Consider the following 15,198-nt stretch of genomic DNA (forward strand, 5'->3'; position numbering starts at 1 on the left):
GCTGGGCGAAGAGGGGCTAGGTAGGAATGCCTAGCGCGAACCCCTAAGCAGCGTCCGCCTTCAGCTGGTCCTGTTCCGCGTTGAGCGTCTCGGCGATCAGGAAGGCCAGTTCCAGCGACTGGGCAGCGTTGAGGCGCGGATCGCAATGCGTGTGATACCGGTCCTTCAGCGCTTCGTCCGTGATGGCGATGGCCCCGCCCACGCACTCCGTCACGTCCTGGCCGGTCATCTCGACATGGATGCCGCCAGGGTGCGTTCCTTCGGCGCGGTGGACGGCAAAGAAGCCTTTCACCTCGGTGAGGATGCGGTCGAAGGGCCGCGTCTTGTAGCCGCTGTCCGACTTCACGACATTGCCGTGCATCGGGTCGCAGCTCCACACCACCGGATGGCCTTCTGCCTTCACCGCGCGGACGAGGCGCGGCAGGCCGTCTTCCACCTTGTCGTGGCCGAAGCGGCTGATCAGCGTAATCCGGCCGGGCTCGCGCGCCGGGTTGAGCGTGTCGAGCAGGCGCAGCATCGTGTCGGTTTCGAGGCTCGGTCCGCACTTCATGCCAAGCGGATTGCCGATACCGCGCGCGAATTCGACGTGGGCGCTGCCTTCGAAACGCGTGCGGTCGCCGATCCAGACCATGTGCGCGCTGGTGTCGTACCAGTCACCCGTCAGGCTGTCGCGGCGAGTCAATGCCTGCTCGTACGGGAGCAGCAGCGCCTCGTGGCTGGTGTAGAAGCTGGTGCCCTGCAGTTGCGGCACGGTTGCGGGATCGATCCCGCAGGCTTCCATGAAGTCGAGCGCTTCGCCGATCCGGTCGGCAAGGTCGGCGAACTTGTCGGCCCAGGGGCTGCGGCCCATGAAGTCGAGCGTCCACTGGTGGACTTGCCGCAGGTTCGCATAGCCACCACCGGCGAACGCGCGCAGCAGGTTGAGCGTGGAGGAGGCCTGGAAATAGGCACGGACCATGCGCTGCGGATCGTTCGTCCGGCTGGCAGGATCGAAATCGATGCCGTTGATATTGTCGCCGAAGTAGCTCGGCAGGGTCATATCGCCCTGCGTTTCCGTGTCGGAGCTACGCGGCTTGGCGAACTGGCCTGCCATGCGTCCGACCTTCACGACCGGCTTCTTGCTGGCAAAGGTCATGACGACCGCCATCTGCAGCAGCACGCGGAAGGTGTCGCGGATGTTATTCGGGTGGAATTCCGCAAAGCTTTCGGCACAGTCGCCGCCCTGCAACAGGAAGGCCTTGCCTTCGGCCACTTCGGCGAGATCTGCCTTCAGTGCACGCGCCTCTCCGGCGAAGACCAGCGGCGGGTGGCTCGACAGAGCCGTCGTCGCTTCCTCCAGCGCGGCGGGGTCTTCGTAGCGCGGCAGGTGCCGTGCTTCGAACGCCTGCCAGCTATCGGGTGCCCATTCGCGTGCCATTACTCATCCATTCTTCGTTACGTGCGGTCGGTGACAGAGCCGCATCGGCCCTTTTCGCGCAAGCAGCATAAACTTGGCCAGCGCAAAAGCGCGATTGCCGTGATCGGTCGTTAGCGGCCGGTGACAGTCGTCCTGGCAGAGGCCGTCGCCAGCTCCTGGCCTTGCGGAATGACGGCCATGCGCCAGCCGGAAGTGCCGCCGAAATATTCCTGTGCCAGCGCCAGCATGATGTCCGGACTGGTCTGCGAATAATCGTTCAGGAACCCGCGCAGTGCCTGCATTCGCCGGGGATCGACCGTGGAATTCTCCAGCTCGAGCAGGAAGAAGTAGTTCCCGCTCGAAATCCGCTCGTAATAATTGCGCAGCGGTTCGGTGGCCTCTGCCAGCTCTGCCGCCGTCGGCGGGGTCTGGGTGAGCTCGCGCGCGATCCGGTCGGTTTCCGCGAAGAATGCCGGCACGTCGCCCGGGCGCAGCTGGGCCAGCGCGGTGATCGTCCCGCCGCTTTCCACATCGGTCGGCCAGTCGAGCCGCACAACCGGTGCATAGCTGGCACCAGCGCGCTCGCGCATGGCATCGCGCAGGCGGTTGTTGAACACCTCGGTCAGGATCGCAAGCTGGCGGGACTTGCGGATTTCACCCGGCCCGGCACCAGCCGGCCACGCCATCACGGCCGCGGCCTGGTCTGCTTCGCCCTGGTGGTAGCGCACCTGCGTGGCGCCCGGCTGGGCGAAACCGATTTCGCGGGCCAGTGCGGTCGCGGGGATCGCTTCGCGAGGCGGCAATGCGCCAAAGGTCCGGCGCAGGGTCTCGACCGCTTCCTCCTTGTCGTAGTCGCCGAAGATCAACACCTCGACGGGCCCTTGCCCCAAGGCCTTCGTCCAGCCCTCGCGGAACTGGTCGAGGGTGACCCCTTCCAGCATGTCCGGCGTCGGTGTCAGGAAGCGGCGGTCCTGCCCGTAGAGGTAATATTCAAGGTCGCGGTTGATGACGCCTGCCGGGTTCGATTCGTAGCTCTGGTAAGCGAGCCTTCCGGCGGCCTTGGCCCGGGCCAGCGGTGCCGCATCCCAGCGCGGCATACCGAGCTTGGCAGCGAACAGGTAAAGCTGGTCGGCAAGATCCTGCTTGCGGGTCTGGGCCGCGAAAGTGAACGCGCCTTCGCCGATGCCGAATTCGAAACCGAGCTTGCGGCCCGTTGCGAGCCGGTCAAGATCTTCCTGGTTTAACTCACCGAGGCCGGACTGGATGAGAGCGCCCTCGCCCAGCTGGATCAGGGCAGCATCTTCAGGCCCGAAGGCGCGAAGCCCTGCGCCGAAGCGGACCTTCACCGCGATGCGCCCGGGCTCGTTCTCATTGGCCAGCAGGAGCGCCTTCACGCCATTGGCGAACTCGATCCGCTCGACATCACCCAATGTGTGCGGTGCCCGCGCAACGATAGTCCCCGGTTCGCCGACGGGCGGCAGTTCGTCGAAGGAGATGGACTGCGCAGCCAGCCGCGCATCGCCTGCGCTTTCGACGGGTTTGGAAAGTGCCGCCACGACGCCCGCCTTACTGGCTTCGTTGGCATCGGGCGTGATGTAGGTGGCGCGGATGACATCGCCGTCGAAGAGCTTGCGGGTCGCTTCCAGCACGTTCGCGGGGTCCGACTTACGCCGCATCGACTTGAAGACCATCAGGAAGGTTTCGGGCGCCGCAATCGCTTCGCGAATATCGACCGCGTTCACGAGGTCGTCGGCATAGCCCGATCCCGCAAGCACCGAACGCTGCTCGACGAGGTTGGCGTAACCAACCTCCATCTCGTCGAGTTCGCGCTCCATTTCCTCGCGCGTCGGCGGGTTGGCGAGGGCGTCCGCGATGACCGAGCGCACATCCGAAAGGGCTGCCTCCCAGTCCTGCGTCAACGGTGCGAACTGGACCAGCGTGGCATGGGTCGACCGGCTGATCTTCGCCTCGCTGGCCTGCGCGTAGAGGAAGCTGCCGCCAGCGCGGGCGCGCGCTTCAAGGCGGCGATTAATAAGCTGGAGGGCAAGCTGCTCGCGCAGGCGCCCCTCGTTGTAGACGATGGTGTCCTGCACCTGCCGCCACGGACGGAAATAGCCATAGGTGAAAGCTCGCGGCAGGGTCGGCTCGACGATTACCGCCACCTCGCCCACCGGATTTTCCGCGTCCGCACCAGCGGGCGCGACGGGATCGCCGAAATCGGGGGCGGGTGCCGCCTTGCCGGTCGCTTTCCAGTCGCCGAAATACTTCTCGATCAGCGAGGCGAACAGGACGGGATCGAGATCGCCGACGACCGAGATCACGGTGTTTTCCGGGCGATACCAGCGGTCGTAGAATGCCTTGACCGATTTGCCGTTTGCACTGCGCAGACTTTCCTCGGTCCCGATCGTCAGGCGTTCCGCGAGGCGCTGGCCGGCAAACAACGTCTTCATCGAGGCCTCGGACACACGCTCGCCCACTCCGCCGCGCTCGCGCTTCTCGGCAAGGACGATGGGCACTTCGGTGCGGACGTTGCCGTCTGACAGGACCGGTGCTCGCACCATGCCGGACAGCAGTTTCATGCTCTCGTCGAGCTTGGCCGGATCGATGTTCGGCAAATCGAGCTTGTAGACCGTGTGGGTCGGGCTGGTTTCGGCATTGGTGTCACTGCCGAAGGTCGCGCCGAGCCGCTGCCAGGTCGGGATCGCCTCGGAGATACCGAGATACTTGCTCTCGCGGAACAGGAGGTGCTCTAGCAGGTGGGCATAGCCGAGCTCGCTGTCCTCCTCGTAAAGGGAACCCGCATCGATGCGCACGCGGATAGACACCTGGCCGGGCGGAACACCGTTCTCGCGCACGCCATAACGAAGTCCGTTATCAAGCTCGCCGAACAGCCATTCCTTGTCACGGGGGACATCGCTGCCCTCGTAGATCCACGGCACCTCCCCTTCGGCCTGCAGCGAGGCGGGCCTTGGCGCATCTTGCGCCACCAGCGGCTGGGCGGCGAGAAACGCGAGGGGAAGGACGAGCGCGAAACGCCCGGCGGCGCGCGGGAAATCGGTCATGCCGGGCATATAGGGGGCGGCGAAGTGAAGGACCAGTGAACACTGGCAATTTCGCAGCTTTGCTTGCCGTTGGCCCCTCGGCCTCCTACATCGCGGCCATGTTCATAGAGACCGAAACGACTCCCAATCCGTCCAGCCTGAAGTTCCTTCCGGGCGAAACGGTCATGGGCCATGGCACCCGCGAATTCGCCACCCCCGAAGCAGCCGAGGCAAGCCCTCTCGCCCAGGCTATTTTCGACACCGGCGAGGTCACCAATGTCTTCTTCGGAGCCGACTTCGTGACTGTGACCGCTGCGCCGGGCTCCAGCTGGACCGATCTCAAGCCGCAGGTGCTTTCGATCCTGCTCGACCATTTCGTCTCGCAAGCACCGCTTTTCGTGCCGGGTAGCGCGGGCGGGATCAGCGTTCCTGCCGAGGACGCGGACCTGATGGTCGAGGAACGGGCCGAAGATGCAGACATCGTCGCGCAGATCAACGAACTGCTCGAAACCCGCGTGCGTCCGGCGGTTGCCGGTGACGGCGGGGACATCCAGTATCGCGGCTATCGCGATGGGGTCGTCTACCTCCAGATGCAGGGAGCCTGTTCGGGATGCCCGTCTTCTTCGGCGACGCTCAAGCACGGCATTGAAGGCCTGCTGAAACATTACGTGCCCGAAGTGGTTGAAGTCCGCGCCGCCTGACCTTTTCCTGTTTCCTGACGCGAGTTCCCTTCATGACCACACAGTTCCACGACACCGTCCTCGGCGCCGAAGCGCTCGACCAGCTTTTCCGCGAAGCCCGCAGCTACAACGGCTGGTTGCCCAAAGAGGTATCGGACGACCAGATCCGTTCGATCTACGAGCTGCTGAAGATGGCGCCGACGTCTGCGAACATGCAGCCCGGCCGCTTCGTCTGGGTGAAGTCAGACGATGCCAAGCAGAAGCTTGCAGCCTGCGTCTCGGAAGGCAATGAAGCCAAGGTGCTGGCCGCCCCCGTCACCGTGATCATCGGCTACGACATCGACTTCCACGAGGAACTGCCCTGGCTGTTCCCGCACACCGACGCGAAAAGCTGGTTCGAAGGTGACGAAAAGGGCCGCGAACAGGGTGCATTCCGCAATTCATCGCTGCAGGGCGCGTACCTCATGCTGGCCGCACGCGCCGTCGGGCTCGACTGCGGCCCCATGTCGGGCTTCGACAATGCTGCGGTCGACAAGGCTTTCTTCGGCGACAACCCGCGCCACAAGAGCAATTTTATCTGCAGCATCGGCTATGGCGACCGCACGACGATCTTCGATCGCAGCCCGCGCCCCGATTTCGGCAAGTTCAACACCATCGCCTGACTTGAAGCGAACCGCAGGCTGAGGCAGGGCGCACGGCATGCGGATGCTGGCAATCGAGACTGCGACCGAAGCCTGTTCGGTAGCCCTGTTCGAGGACGGGGACGTTATCGGCTCGTTCCACGAGACGATCGGGCGCGGCCATGCCGAACGTCTGGTCCCCATGATCGCAGACCTTCCCGGCAAGGGCCGCGCGGACGAAATCCGTGTTTCGCTCGGCCCCGGCAGCTTCACAGGCGTTCGCATCGGGCTTGCCACAGCGCGCGCACTTGGCGTTGCATGGGGGACGCCCGTTCGCGGATATCCGACACTGGCGCTGGTCGCCGCGATGGCACAGGCCGAGACTGCCGGACCGATTACAGTCTGCATGAACGGCGGGCATGGCGAGTGGTTCTTGCAGGAATTCGCGGCAGACGGCTTGCCGGAAACGGAGGTCCGCTCGCTTGTCCCCGACGAGGCAAGGCTGGCGGCCCGCCATCCGGTAGTTGCAGGTAATCGCGCGGCGCAGCTGGTCGAAGGACTGGATGGCCCCCGTCGCGCGCTCGATATCCTGCCCGATGCACGCGGGGTCGGCTCGCTGGGCGAACGCCTGCTGACGGACCGGCTTTCCCCGATCTACGGCCGGCCGCCGGATGCGAAGCTTCCCGGCGCATGAGCGACATCGACAAGCTGATGGCCGTGATGGAGAGCGCCTTCGATCCCTATTGGCGCGAGGCGTGGACGCGCCGGCAAGTCGAGGATTCGCTTTCCCTTTCTTCGGGCTTCATGTTGCTGGCCGATCAAAACGGCGAGGCACCAAGTGAAGCGGCAGATGCAGCGGGATTTGTTCTTGCACGCAAGGTATTGGACGAAGTCGAACTTCTATTGATCGGCGTATCACCGGACATGCGGGGTCTCGGTATCGGCCGCATGTTGCTCGACCGGTTCTTCGAAGCATCCCGAAAGGCCGGAGCCGCCCGGGTTTTCCTAGAAATGCGCGCGAACAATGAGGCCGAAAGGGTCTACCTGGCCGCCGGATTCGAACCGATCGGTCGGCGCCGGGACTATTACCGCACGCTTGATGGCACCCCCATCGACGCGGTCACATTTGCCAAGTCATTGTAATTTCATAACCCAAGTAACGTCCAGTTGTATGGACGCGACAAAATTGTCGGTTTTATACAATCTCATGTAGACAGTCCGTAATGGTCGGCGTATCCCATAGAAAAGGGAGAAAGATGACTATGGACCACTTCGAAACCGATATGGCCGAAACGTTGATTACGCTTACCTCGGATATCGTTGCCGCGCATGTGAGTAATAACAGCGTGGCCGTCGACGACGTCCCGGCCCTGATTTCGAATGTCTATGCAGCGCTCGCCGGCCTCGATGGCACTTCGATCACCGAAGAAGCGCGTCCCGATCCTGCCGTTTCTGTCCGCGCGTCGGTCAAGAAAGACCACGTTGTCTGCCTCGACTGCGGCAAGAAGATGAAGATGCTCAAACGGCACCTTTCCACCGAACACGGCATGACCCCTGACGAATATCGTCAGCGCTGGGACTTGCCCGGTGACTATCCGATGGTCGCCCCCGACTATGCGGACACCCGCCGTGACTTGGCGAAGAAGATCGGCCTCGGCCGCAAGCCCGGCCAGAAGCGCGGACGCAAGAAAGCTGCGTAATCCGCATCCCTCGCTTGAGAACAGCGCCCCGGCCCGATAAGGGTGCGGGGCGTTTTTCATTGGGGAGCCCCTTTGCACCAGAAGATCGATCTCGAACAGCTTTGCGCTGACAAGGGCCTGCGCATCACCGAACAGCGGCGCGTCATCGCCAAGGTGCTGTCGGAAAGCGACGACCATCCCGATGTGGAAATGCTCCACGAACGGGCGAACAAGATCGATCCCGGCATCTCGATCGCGACCGTTTACCGCACGGTCCGGCTGTTCGAGGAAGCGGGAATCCTGGACCGCCACGATTTCGGCGATGGCCGCGCCCGCTACGAGGCCGCACCCGAAGCGCATCACGATCACCTGATCGATGTCGAAAGCGGCAAGGTCGTGGAATTCGTCGACCCGGAACTCGAAGCCCTGCAGAAGCAGATCGCCGAAAAGCTGGGCTACCGCCTCGTCGACCATCGCATGGAACTCTATGGCGTCCGCCTCGACCGCGAAAGCTGAGCGTCGCCTCGCGCGCTACACGGAGAAAAGGCTGGCCGCAGCGCGGGGCGAGAAAGTCCCGCTGACGATTGCCGGTTGGGTGCGCTTCATTGCACGCACCATCGCCATTATCCTGCTGCTGTTGCTGTTCGTGCCGCTGCACTATGCCTTCCGCATCCTGGCATACGGCTCGCCCTTCCCCATGCTGTTTCTGCGCTATACCGCCAGGGTCGTGGGCGCGCGGGTGGAGATCGTGGGCACCCCGCTGCGGCGGGACGTCTTCTTTATCGCCAACCATGTGTCGTGGATCGACATCCTCGCCATGGCGGGCGCGAGCGGGACGGCCTTCGTGGCCAAGTGGGAACTGAGCCAGGTCCCTGTGATCGGCTGGCTGTGCAGCCTCAACCGCACGGTTTTCGTGAAGCGCGAGAACCGGATGGGCGTGGCCGAGCAGATCAATGCCCTCAAGGAAGCGCTGGCCGACAACTGGTCGGTCACGGTCTTTCCGGAAGGCACGGTAACCGATGGACACTCCCTCCTCCCGTTCAAGTCCAGCATGATCTCGGTACTGGAGCCGCCGCCGCCCGGCGTCCTCGTGCAACCTGCGGTGGTCGATTACGGCGAGAATTCGGAAGAGATCGCTTGGATCGGCGACGAGACGGGCCTCCACAACGCCATGCGCATCATGGCCCGTCGCGGAACCTTCAAGCTGCGCATCCACTATCTGGAACCCTTCAGCCCCGAGGAATTCCACGGGCGCAAGGCGATTGCCGCCAAGTCGAGAGCCGAGATTGTCGAGCGGTTGGAGGCGAACCTCGGGAAGCCGCTGCGAGACTATCAGCACGTGGTCGACGCCGTGCGCTACAAGCCGCCGGCGAGCGAAACCGAGAGTTAGAGAGCGGCGTTTACCAGCCAGTCGTGGAACAGGCGCACGGGCCGTTCCTCGAGGGCGGTCGGCTTGCACACGAACCAGTAGCTGTAGGGGCTTTCGACCTCGACCCCGTAGAGGTCGGTCAGCCTTGTGTCGGCAGCACGGCGCAGGTGGTCGTCATGCATGATGGCGATACCCAGGCCCTGCGCGGCGGCTTCCAGCATCAGCTGACCGGAATCGAAGTGGTCGATCGCTGCAGGTTCAAGCTCGCGCAGGCCCAGTTCGTCCTTCCAGGCGACGAAGCTTTCGGGAAGGCCGTTGTGGATGAGGAATGTCTGGCGCGAGAGCGCCTCGATATCCGGTTTGTCGCCCAGCTTTTCCGCCAGTTCCTTGCTCGCGATGGCGTGGACCATGTTGTAGTCCAGCCGCACCGCGTGGAGGCCGCTTGCGGGCCCTCGCGACAGGATGATGGCTGCATCCAGCGTGTCGCCCACCCGGTCTTCAAGGTGCGGACCTGTATCGATATCGATATGCAGCAGCGGATGCCGCGCCCGCAGTTCCGCCAAACGCGGGAACAGGCGCTGCGAACCGAATAGGGGCAGCACGCCGAGATGAAGCCGCAGGACCGACAGGTTTTCCGACTGGCTTTCGACCGCACGGGCCAGCGCTTCGAGCTGGGGATGCACTGCCTCGTAGAAGGCGTGGCCGTCATCGGTCAGCTGCATCGATTGCCGCGCGCGAGTAAACAGCTTCTTACCGACGAAATCTTCCAGATTGCCGATGCGCCGCGAAAGCGCCGACGGGCTCAGACCGAGTTCGTCCGCTGCTGCACGTGCAGAGCCCAGCCGGACAGTGCGGACAAAGGCCTCCAGGGCGCGCAGCGGGGGAAGTCGGCGGACAGCCATGATGCACCGGACCTATTGTGCACGCGCACACATGTCGAGCGCGAATGTGCCATTTCACGCAACAGTCGTATCAATCGGAAGGCTTCGCCTCGCTCGCCGGTTCATGCAGGCGCATACGGGTCACGTGGGTTTCATCCCCGTCGAGGATCTCGATCCGCCAGCCGCTGGGATGCTCGAGAACCTTGCCGACCGGCGGCACCTGTTCCGCCAGCACGAAAGCCAGCCCGCCCAGCGTATCGACCGCTTCCTCGACCTCGGCGAGACGCGGATCGACCTTCTCGGCCACGTCGTCGAGTTCGGCGCGCGCGTCGCAGTCCCACATGCCTTCGCCGATCGACACGATCCATTCCTCGGGCGCATCGTCGTGCTCGTCTTCGATATCGCCGACGATTTCCTCGACCAGGTCCTCGATCGTGATGAGACCGTCCGTGCCGGAGAATTCGTCGATGACGACTGCCAAGTGCATGCGCTGCGAGCGCATGTCGGCGAGTACGTCCAGCGCGTTGCGCGTCTGCGGCACATAGAGCGGCTGGCGCATCAGCACCGTCCAGTCGGCCGGCGGCGCCTTCTTTTCCGCAAGGAAGGGAAAGACATCCTTGATGTGGATCATGCCGATCACATCGTCGAGCTGGCCGCGGTAGACCGGCATGCGCGAATGGCCGTGTTCGGAAAACTGGGCGACCAGTTCGTCCCAGCTGGCATCGGCCGACACGGCGATGATCTCACCGCGCGGGATGGCCACGTCGTCGGCATCGTGTTCGGAAAAATGCAGCAGGTTGCGCAGCATCTGGCGTTCGACCGGCGACAGGTCGCCCTTGGCCGGTTCGCCTTCGGCACCGTCGCCGTTCTCGCCCTCGTGCTCGTCGATAGCCTCTTCGAGCTGCGCGCGGAGGGACCGCTCGCCGCTTTCGGGGTCGAACAATTTGCGAATTGCGGGCCACAGCCCGCTGCTACTCTCCGCGTCTCCGGCGGGGGTGGAAGAATTGGCCATGGGCCGGGTGCGTGCTCCTATTTGTCGCGGTCCCCATATGGGTCCGCAATACCCAGTTTTGCAAGCGCTTCGATCTCGAGTTTTTCCATTGCTTCGGCCTGTTCGTCGGAATCGACGTGGTCGTGGCCTGCAAGGTGCAGCAATCCGTGCACGATAAGATGGGCGGCATGATCGGCCAGAGCGATGCCTTTCTCCGCCGCTTCCCGCTCGCAGGTTCCGTAGGCAAGCGCGAGGTCTCCAAGCATTTCGGGGGGACCATCGGGTGCAAGTGCCAGCAGATTCTCGCGCTCCAGCATGGGGAAGGACAGCACGTTTGTCGGCTTGTCCTTGCCGCGCCATTCGCGATTGAGTTCGTGAACCTCTTCATCGCTGGTGAACAGGAGCGAGGCGGTCAGGCGTGGATTTGCGAGACCCGGTTCGACATGCGCAGCGACTTCCAGCACCCTGCCGGCAAGCGCCTCCCAATCGCCTTCGGGCCAACCGTCGATTTCGATGTCCAGATCCACGCAAACAAATTCCCTGACCGAACCGTGGGTCCACGTACGCAGCACTAGGTCTCTGCGACTTGGTCGCCTAGGCCGTCGGTCCCTCGTAGGCTTCCACGATACGCCCCACGATCGGATGGCGCACGACGTCGGCGGCAGTGAAGCGGATCGTGCCGAAGCCTTCGACGCCCTCCAGCTTCTCGACCGCATCGGCAAGCCCGCTCATGCGGTCGCCGCCCGGAATATCGACCTGCCGCGGGTCGCCGCAGACCACCATCCGGCTGTTCTGGCCGAAGCGGGTGAGGAACATCTTCATCTGCTCGCGCGTGGTGTTCTGCGCCTCGTCGAGGATAACGAAAGCATCGGCCAGCGTCCGCCCGCGCATGAACGCGATGGGCGCGATCTCGATCTCGCCACTGGCCAAGCGCCGCTCGACCTGTTCGGGCGGCATGCAGTCGTAGAGCGCGTCGTAAAGTGGGCGCAGGTAGGGGTCGACCTTGTCCTTCATGTCGCCGGGCAGGAAGCCGAGCTTCTCGCCCGCTTCCACCGCCGGACGGCTGAGGATCAGACGCTGGACGCTACCGGTAATCAGCTGCGCCACCGCCTGCGCCACGGCCAGATAGGTCTTGCCGGTCCCCGCCGGACCCAGCGCGAAGATGATGTCGTCGCGCACGAGGCTGCGCATATAGGTCGCCTGCATGGCACTGCGCGGCACGATGGTCTTGCGCCGGGTACGGATCATGATCGGCGGACCTTCCGGCTTGCCGTCCATGATGCCGTCGAGCGTGGGTTCGTTCGACATGGCGATCAGCGATTCGATCGCGCCCTGGTCGAGATCCTGCCCCATGGCGAGCCGGTCGTACATTTCATTGAGGACATCGCGGGCCCGGGCCACGCTGTCTTCCGGCCCTTCGATGTGGAGGGCATTGCCCCTCGCCGCGATAAAGACGCCAAGCCGGTTTTCGACCTGCACGATATTCGCATCGAACTGTCCGAACAGCGCGCCGAGCAGGCTCTGGTTGTCGAAGGTCAGGTCGAGCTGGGCGCGGCGTATTTCACGCTGCGGACTGGGCGGCGGAGTGAAAGCCTGAGGGGCCTTCGATGCGGGTTTGCGAGCCATGCGCTCCTTTCGTTTCCGATTCGGAATCTAGGCCTTGTCCCCCGCCGCGCAAGAGCACCGCGATCATGGCGGTGGAAAGTCATGCAGTTGCAAGATTTCAACTTGCGCGGCATCCTGTCCGGACCAGACCAGAGGAACCTGACCCATGCGCTTTGCCTTCCTGCCGATCGTCGCCCTTTCGATTGCCGCCTGCGCCGAAGCGCCCGAAGCGGAGGCTCCGGAAACCGAATCCACCGAAGAGGTATCGCCCGCACCTGCCGATGCGGAAGAGGACATCCGTCACTTCCTGCTGCAGGAATATCCCGATGCGGCACCCATGCAGTATGCCCTCGCCTGGTCCGATCTGAATGGCGACGGCGCGGACGAGGCCATCGTCCACATCATCACGCCCTATTTCTGCGGCACCGGCGGCTGCAATACGCTGGTCCTGACGCCTGCTGGCCCGATGTGGAGCAAGGTCGCGGAGATATCGGTATCGCGCACGCCGGTCTCGGTCCTCGATAGCGAGACCAACGGGTGGAAGGATCTTGCCATCAGCGTGTCGGGCGGCGGCGGCCCGTCGGGCATGATGCGCCTTGCCTTCAACGGAGAGAGCTACCCGTCGAACCCGACGGTTGCCCCGGCGGAACCGACCGAGGAAGCCGGCACCGTGCTGCTGGCCGAAGAGCCCGAAATGAAGACGCTGGAGGCGGAAGCCAAATCAGGCGAGTGACAGCGCACCTTCGCGCACTGATGCCCTGAGCGAGTTGGGACCTGCCTCAAGCAGGTCCACCTCGACCAGGTCGCCGATGGCGTAATCGCCTTCGAACCAGGCGCTTTGCAGCCAGGGCGTCTTGCCCAGCCACTGGCCAGGATGCTTGCCCTTGCGTTCGACCAGCACTTCGCAGGTCCTGCCGACGGTACCCTCGTTGAATGCAAGCTGGTCCCGGTTGAGGGCCGCCTGGAGGCGCTGCAGGCGCTCGTCCATGACTTCCTTCGCGATCTGGCAGTCCATGCTCGCGGCAGGAGTTCCGGGACGCGGACTGTATTTGAAGCTGAACGCCTGCGCATAGCGGACCTCGTCCACCAGCTTCAGCGTTTCCTCGAACTCCGCATCGGTTTCACCCGGGAAACCGACGATGAAGTCGCCGCTCAGCGCCAGGTCCGGCCGGGCAGCTCGGAAGCGTTCGAGCAGCTTGAGATAGCTTTCCGCCGTGTGGCTGCGGTTCATGGCCCTCAGCACACGGTCGCTGCCTGCCTGCACCGGCAGGTGGAGAAAGGGCATGAGCTTGTCGACCTCGCCATGGGCGGCGATCAGCTCGTCATCCATGTCGGCAGGATGGCTGGTCGTGTAGCGGATGCGGGCGAGGCCATCGATACCCGCAAGATCGCGGATCAGACCGGCAAGGCCGACGCGGTGGCCCCTGTCGTTCTCTCCGCTCCATGCACTGACGTTCTGGCCGAGCAGCGTGATTTCGCGGGCGCCGGCTTCTACCAGTTTGCGAGCTTCGGTCACGAGATCGCTGTAAGGGCGACTGATTTCCGCGCCGCGGGTATAGGGCACCACGCAATAGGTGCAGAACTTGTCGCAGCCTTCCTGCACGGTGAGGAAGGCGGCAGGGCCGATCTTGCGCCGCTCGGGCAGCGCCGCGAACTTTGCGATCGCCGGCATGTCGGTATCGGTTGCGCGCTCGCCCTGCACGGCCTTGTCGAGCATTTCGGGCAGGCGGTGATAGGCCTGCGGGCCGACGACCATGCTGACCGCTGGGGCGCGAGCCATGATCTCTTCACCCTCGGCCTGAGCAACGCAGCCTGCGACCGCGATCAGCGGCTTGGTGCCGTCCGCTTTCTGCAGGCGGCCGATGTCGGAATAGACCTTCTCCGCTGCCTTTTCGCGGATGTGGCAGGTGTTCAGGACCACCAGGTCCGCTTCCTCGCCTTCGGGCGCAGGCTTGATGCCACGCGTTGCCAGCATTTCTGCCATGCGCTCGCCGTCATAGACGTTCATCTGGCAGCCGAAGCTCTTGACCCTGTAGGTCCTGGGGGCGGTAGTCGGTTTCATGCGGATCGCGGCCCTAGCCCGAAGCTGCCCAAGGTTCAATCACCCCTGCGGCAGCCGAGGGACCTTGGCCCTACGAGAATTGCGTCGATGCCCCGATTACAGCCACGTATGGCTGGGCGACTGTCCTGAAACCCAGCTTTTCGTAGACGGGATAGCCCATTTCGGTCGCGCCCAGCGTGGCGAACTTGAGGCCGCTTTCCTGGTGATGCTCGATCGCCGACTGGAGAACGGCTGTGCCGACGCCGCGTCCGCGATGCTCTTCCGGGGTCGCCATGACATAGACCCCGAGGTGGTCATCGGTCCGCATGAAGACACCGGTCCCCAGGATCTTTCCGTCCTCTTCCACGAGCCAGATCTCGTTCCCCTCGTCCTGCAGGAATTCCGCAGGCATGGACCGGCTGGTCTTCTCGATATCGAGCGAAAAGGCCTGTGCCGATACGACCATGACCTGCGCCATTTCGGCAGGCGTGGCCTTGCGAGCCTTGAACGGGGCGGGCCTGTCGAACGGACCGGCAGGACGTTCCATGCACGGCACCTGCCCCACTGTTTCGATCCCGCGCTGTTCCAGCCGGTCCTTCAGGTCGGAATTTTCGCTGGGCGCGACGATGATCGTGTCCATCTGCGTGTCGCGGATGGTCTGTACAACGCGGTCTAGATCGTCGTCTGAGACAGAGGCAGCCAGCCCCGCCATATTGAGATCGGCACAGCCGGCCTCTCCGCTCAGGCCGATCCAGAAATCCTTGCCGGTTTCGAGCAGGCGGTTCGGCGCATGGCTGAACAGGCGCATGACCTCGGCACCCATGTGCTCAATGTGCCATGCCTCGTCGTGAAATGAATGTCCGGCCACAATACTTCCCCCAAAGTTGCGCACCCG

Annotated in this window: 16 protein-coding genes; 8 read left to right on the forward strand and 8 right to left on the reverse strand. The window is 63.8% G+C overall.

The window, feature by feature from the left end; translation table 11 throughout:
- Positions 1–43 precede the first annotated feature (43 nt).
- Both LCL94_RS02360 and LCL94_RS02365 read right to left on the reverse strand, forming a co-directional pair.
- Positions 44–1,417, reverse strand: a complete 1,374-nt coding sequence (locus LCL94_RS02360) for a class II 3-deoxy-7-phosphoheptulonate synthase (RefSeq protein WP_222554082.1) — start codon at positions 1,415–1,417, stop codon at positions 44–46.
- A gap of 110 nt (positions 1,418–1,527) precedes the next feature.
- Entirely contained in the window at positions 1,528–4,458 is a 2,931-nt protein-coding gene (locus tag LCL94_RS02365; RefSeq protein WP_224830821.1) for a M16 family metallopeptidase, read from the reverse strand.
- 98 nt (positions 4,459–4,556) lie between these two features.
- Between LCL94_RS02365 and LCL94_RS02370 the strand changes: the two genes are divergently transcribed.
- From LCL94_RS02370 to LCL94_RS02400, 7 genes are all read left to right on the forward strand, one after another.
- Positions 4,557–5,138, forward strand: a complete 582-nt coding sequence (locus LCL94_RS02370; protein WP_224830822.1) for a NifU family protein — start codon at positions 4,557–4,559, stop codon at positions 5,136–5,138.
- 32 nt (positions 5,139–5,170) lie between these two features.
- The gene (locus LCL94_RS02375) at positions 5,171–5,779 is read left to right on the forward strand and encodes a malonic semialdehyde reductase (protein WP_224830823.1); all 609 of its coding nucleotides are present in this window, start codon (positions 5,171–5,173) and stop codon (positions 5,777–5,779) included.
- Positions 5,780–5,816: 37 nt separating this feature from the next.
- On the forward strand, positions 5,817–6,431 hold the full coding sequence (gene tsaB / locus LCL94_RS02380) for a tRNA (adenosine(37)-N6)-threonylcarbamoyltransferase complex dimerization subunit type 1 TsaB (protein ID WP_224830824.1): 615 nt from the start codon (positions 5,817–5,819) through the stop codon (positions 6,429–6,431).
- Positions 6,428–6,880 (forward strand): GNAT family N-acetyltransferase, encoded by a 453-nt coding sequence (locus LCL94_RS02385; RefSeq protein WP_224830825.1) that lies wholly within the window; start codon positions 6,428–6,430, stop codon positions 6,878–6,880. Before tsaB ends, LCL94_RS02385 begins: the two co-directional genes overlap by 4 nt.
- A gap of 119 nt (positions 6,881–6,999) precedes the next feature.
- On the forward strand, positions 7,000–7,437 hold the full coding sequence (locus LCL94_RS02390) for a MucR family transcriptional regulator (RefSeq protein WP_222554078.1): 438 nt from the start codon (positions 7,000–7,002) through the stop codon (positions 7,435–7,437).
- Positions 7,438–7,509: 72 nt separating this feature from the next.
- A complete protein-coding gene (locus LCL94_RS02395) occupies positions 7,510–7,932 on the forward strand; it encodes a Fur family transcriptional regulator (RefSeq protein ID WP_090482542.1) in 423 nt (140 codons plus the stop codon).
- On the forward strand, positions 7,904–8,806 hold the full coding sequence (locus LCL94_RS02400) for a lysophospholipid acyltransferase family protein (protein WP_224830826.1): 903 nt from the start codon (positions 7,904–7,906) through the stop codon (positions 8,804–8,806). The genes LCL94_RS02395 and LCL94_RS02400 overlap by 29 nt, the downstream gene beginning before the upstream one ends.
- Here the strand turns inward: LCL94_RS02400 and LCL94_RS02405 are convergent.
- The 4 genes from LCL94_RS02405 to LCL94_RS02420 all read right to left on the reverse strand — a co-directional run bounded on the left by LCL94_RS02405 (position 8,803) and on the right by LCL94_RS02420 (position 12,283).
- Positions 8,803–9,687: a LysR substrate-binding domain-containing protein gene (locus LCL94_RS02405; protein ID WP_224830827.1), complete on the reverse strand. Its 885-nt coding sequence runs from the start codon at positions 9,685–9,687 to the stop codon at positions 8,803–8,805. The two genes, LCL94_RS02400 and LCL94_RS02405, sit on opposite strands and share 4 nt — an antisense overlap.
- Positions 9,688–9,757: 70 nt before the next feature.
- Positions 9,758–10,678, reverse strand: coding sequence for a hemolysin family protein (locus LCL94_RS02410; protein WP_224830828.1), 921 nt, complete (start codon positions 10,676–10,678; stop codon positions 9,758–9,760).
- Between the two features lie 17 nt (positions 10,679–10,695).
- Positions 10,696–11,184 (reverse strand): rRNA maturation RNase YbeY, encoded by a 489-nt coding sequence (gene ybeY, locus LCL94_RS02415; protein ID WP_224830829.1) that lies wholly within the window; start codon positions 11,182–11,184, stop codon positions 10,696–10,698.
- A 67-nt stretch (positions 11,185–11,251) separates the two neighbouring features.
- Positions 11,252–12,283 (reverse strand): PhoH family protein, encoded by a 1,032-nt coding sequence (locus tag LCL94_RS02420; RefSeq protein WP_224830830.1) that lies wholly within the window; start codon positions 12,281–12,283, stop codon positions 11,252–11,254.
- Between the two features lie 145 nt (positions 12,284–12,428).
- On the opposite strand from LCL94_RS02420, the gene LCL94_RS02425 reads away from it, so the two are divergent.
- Positions 12,429–12,995 (forward strand): hypothetical protein, encoded by a 567-nt coding sequence (locus tag LCL94_RS02425; RefSeq protein ID WP_224830831.1) that lies wholly within the window; start codon positions 12,429–12,431, stop codon positions 12,993–12,995.
- Here LCL94_RS02425 and miaB read toward each other — a convergent pair.
- Both miaB and LCL94_RS02435 read right to left on the reverse strand, forming a co-directional pair.
- On the reverse strand, positions 12,984–14,324 hold the full coding sequence (miaB, locus tag LCL94_RS02430; protein WP_224830832.1) for a tRNA (N6-isopentenyl adenosine(37)-C2)-methylthiotransferase MiaB: 1,341 nt from the start codon (positions 14,322–14,324) through the stop codon (positions 12,984–12,986). The genes LCL94_RS02425 and miaB overlap by 12 nt on opposite strands.
- Before the next feature lie 70 nt (positions 14,325–14,394).
- Positions 14,395–15,126 carry a GNAT family N-acetyltransferase gene (locus LCL94_RS02435; protein ID WP_224830833.1) on the reverse strand — a complete coding sequence of 244 codons (732 nt, stop codon included), beginning with the start codon at positions 15,124–15,126 and terminating at the stop codon, positions 14,395–14,397.
- Positions 15,127–15,198 lie beyond the last annotated feature (72 nt).

Source organism: Qipengyuania gaetbuli, assembly GCF_020171365.1.
Classification (GTDB): Bacteria; Pseudomonadota; Alphaproteobacteria; order Sphingomonadales; family Sphingomonadaceae; genus Qipengyuania; species Qipengyuania gaetbuli_B.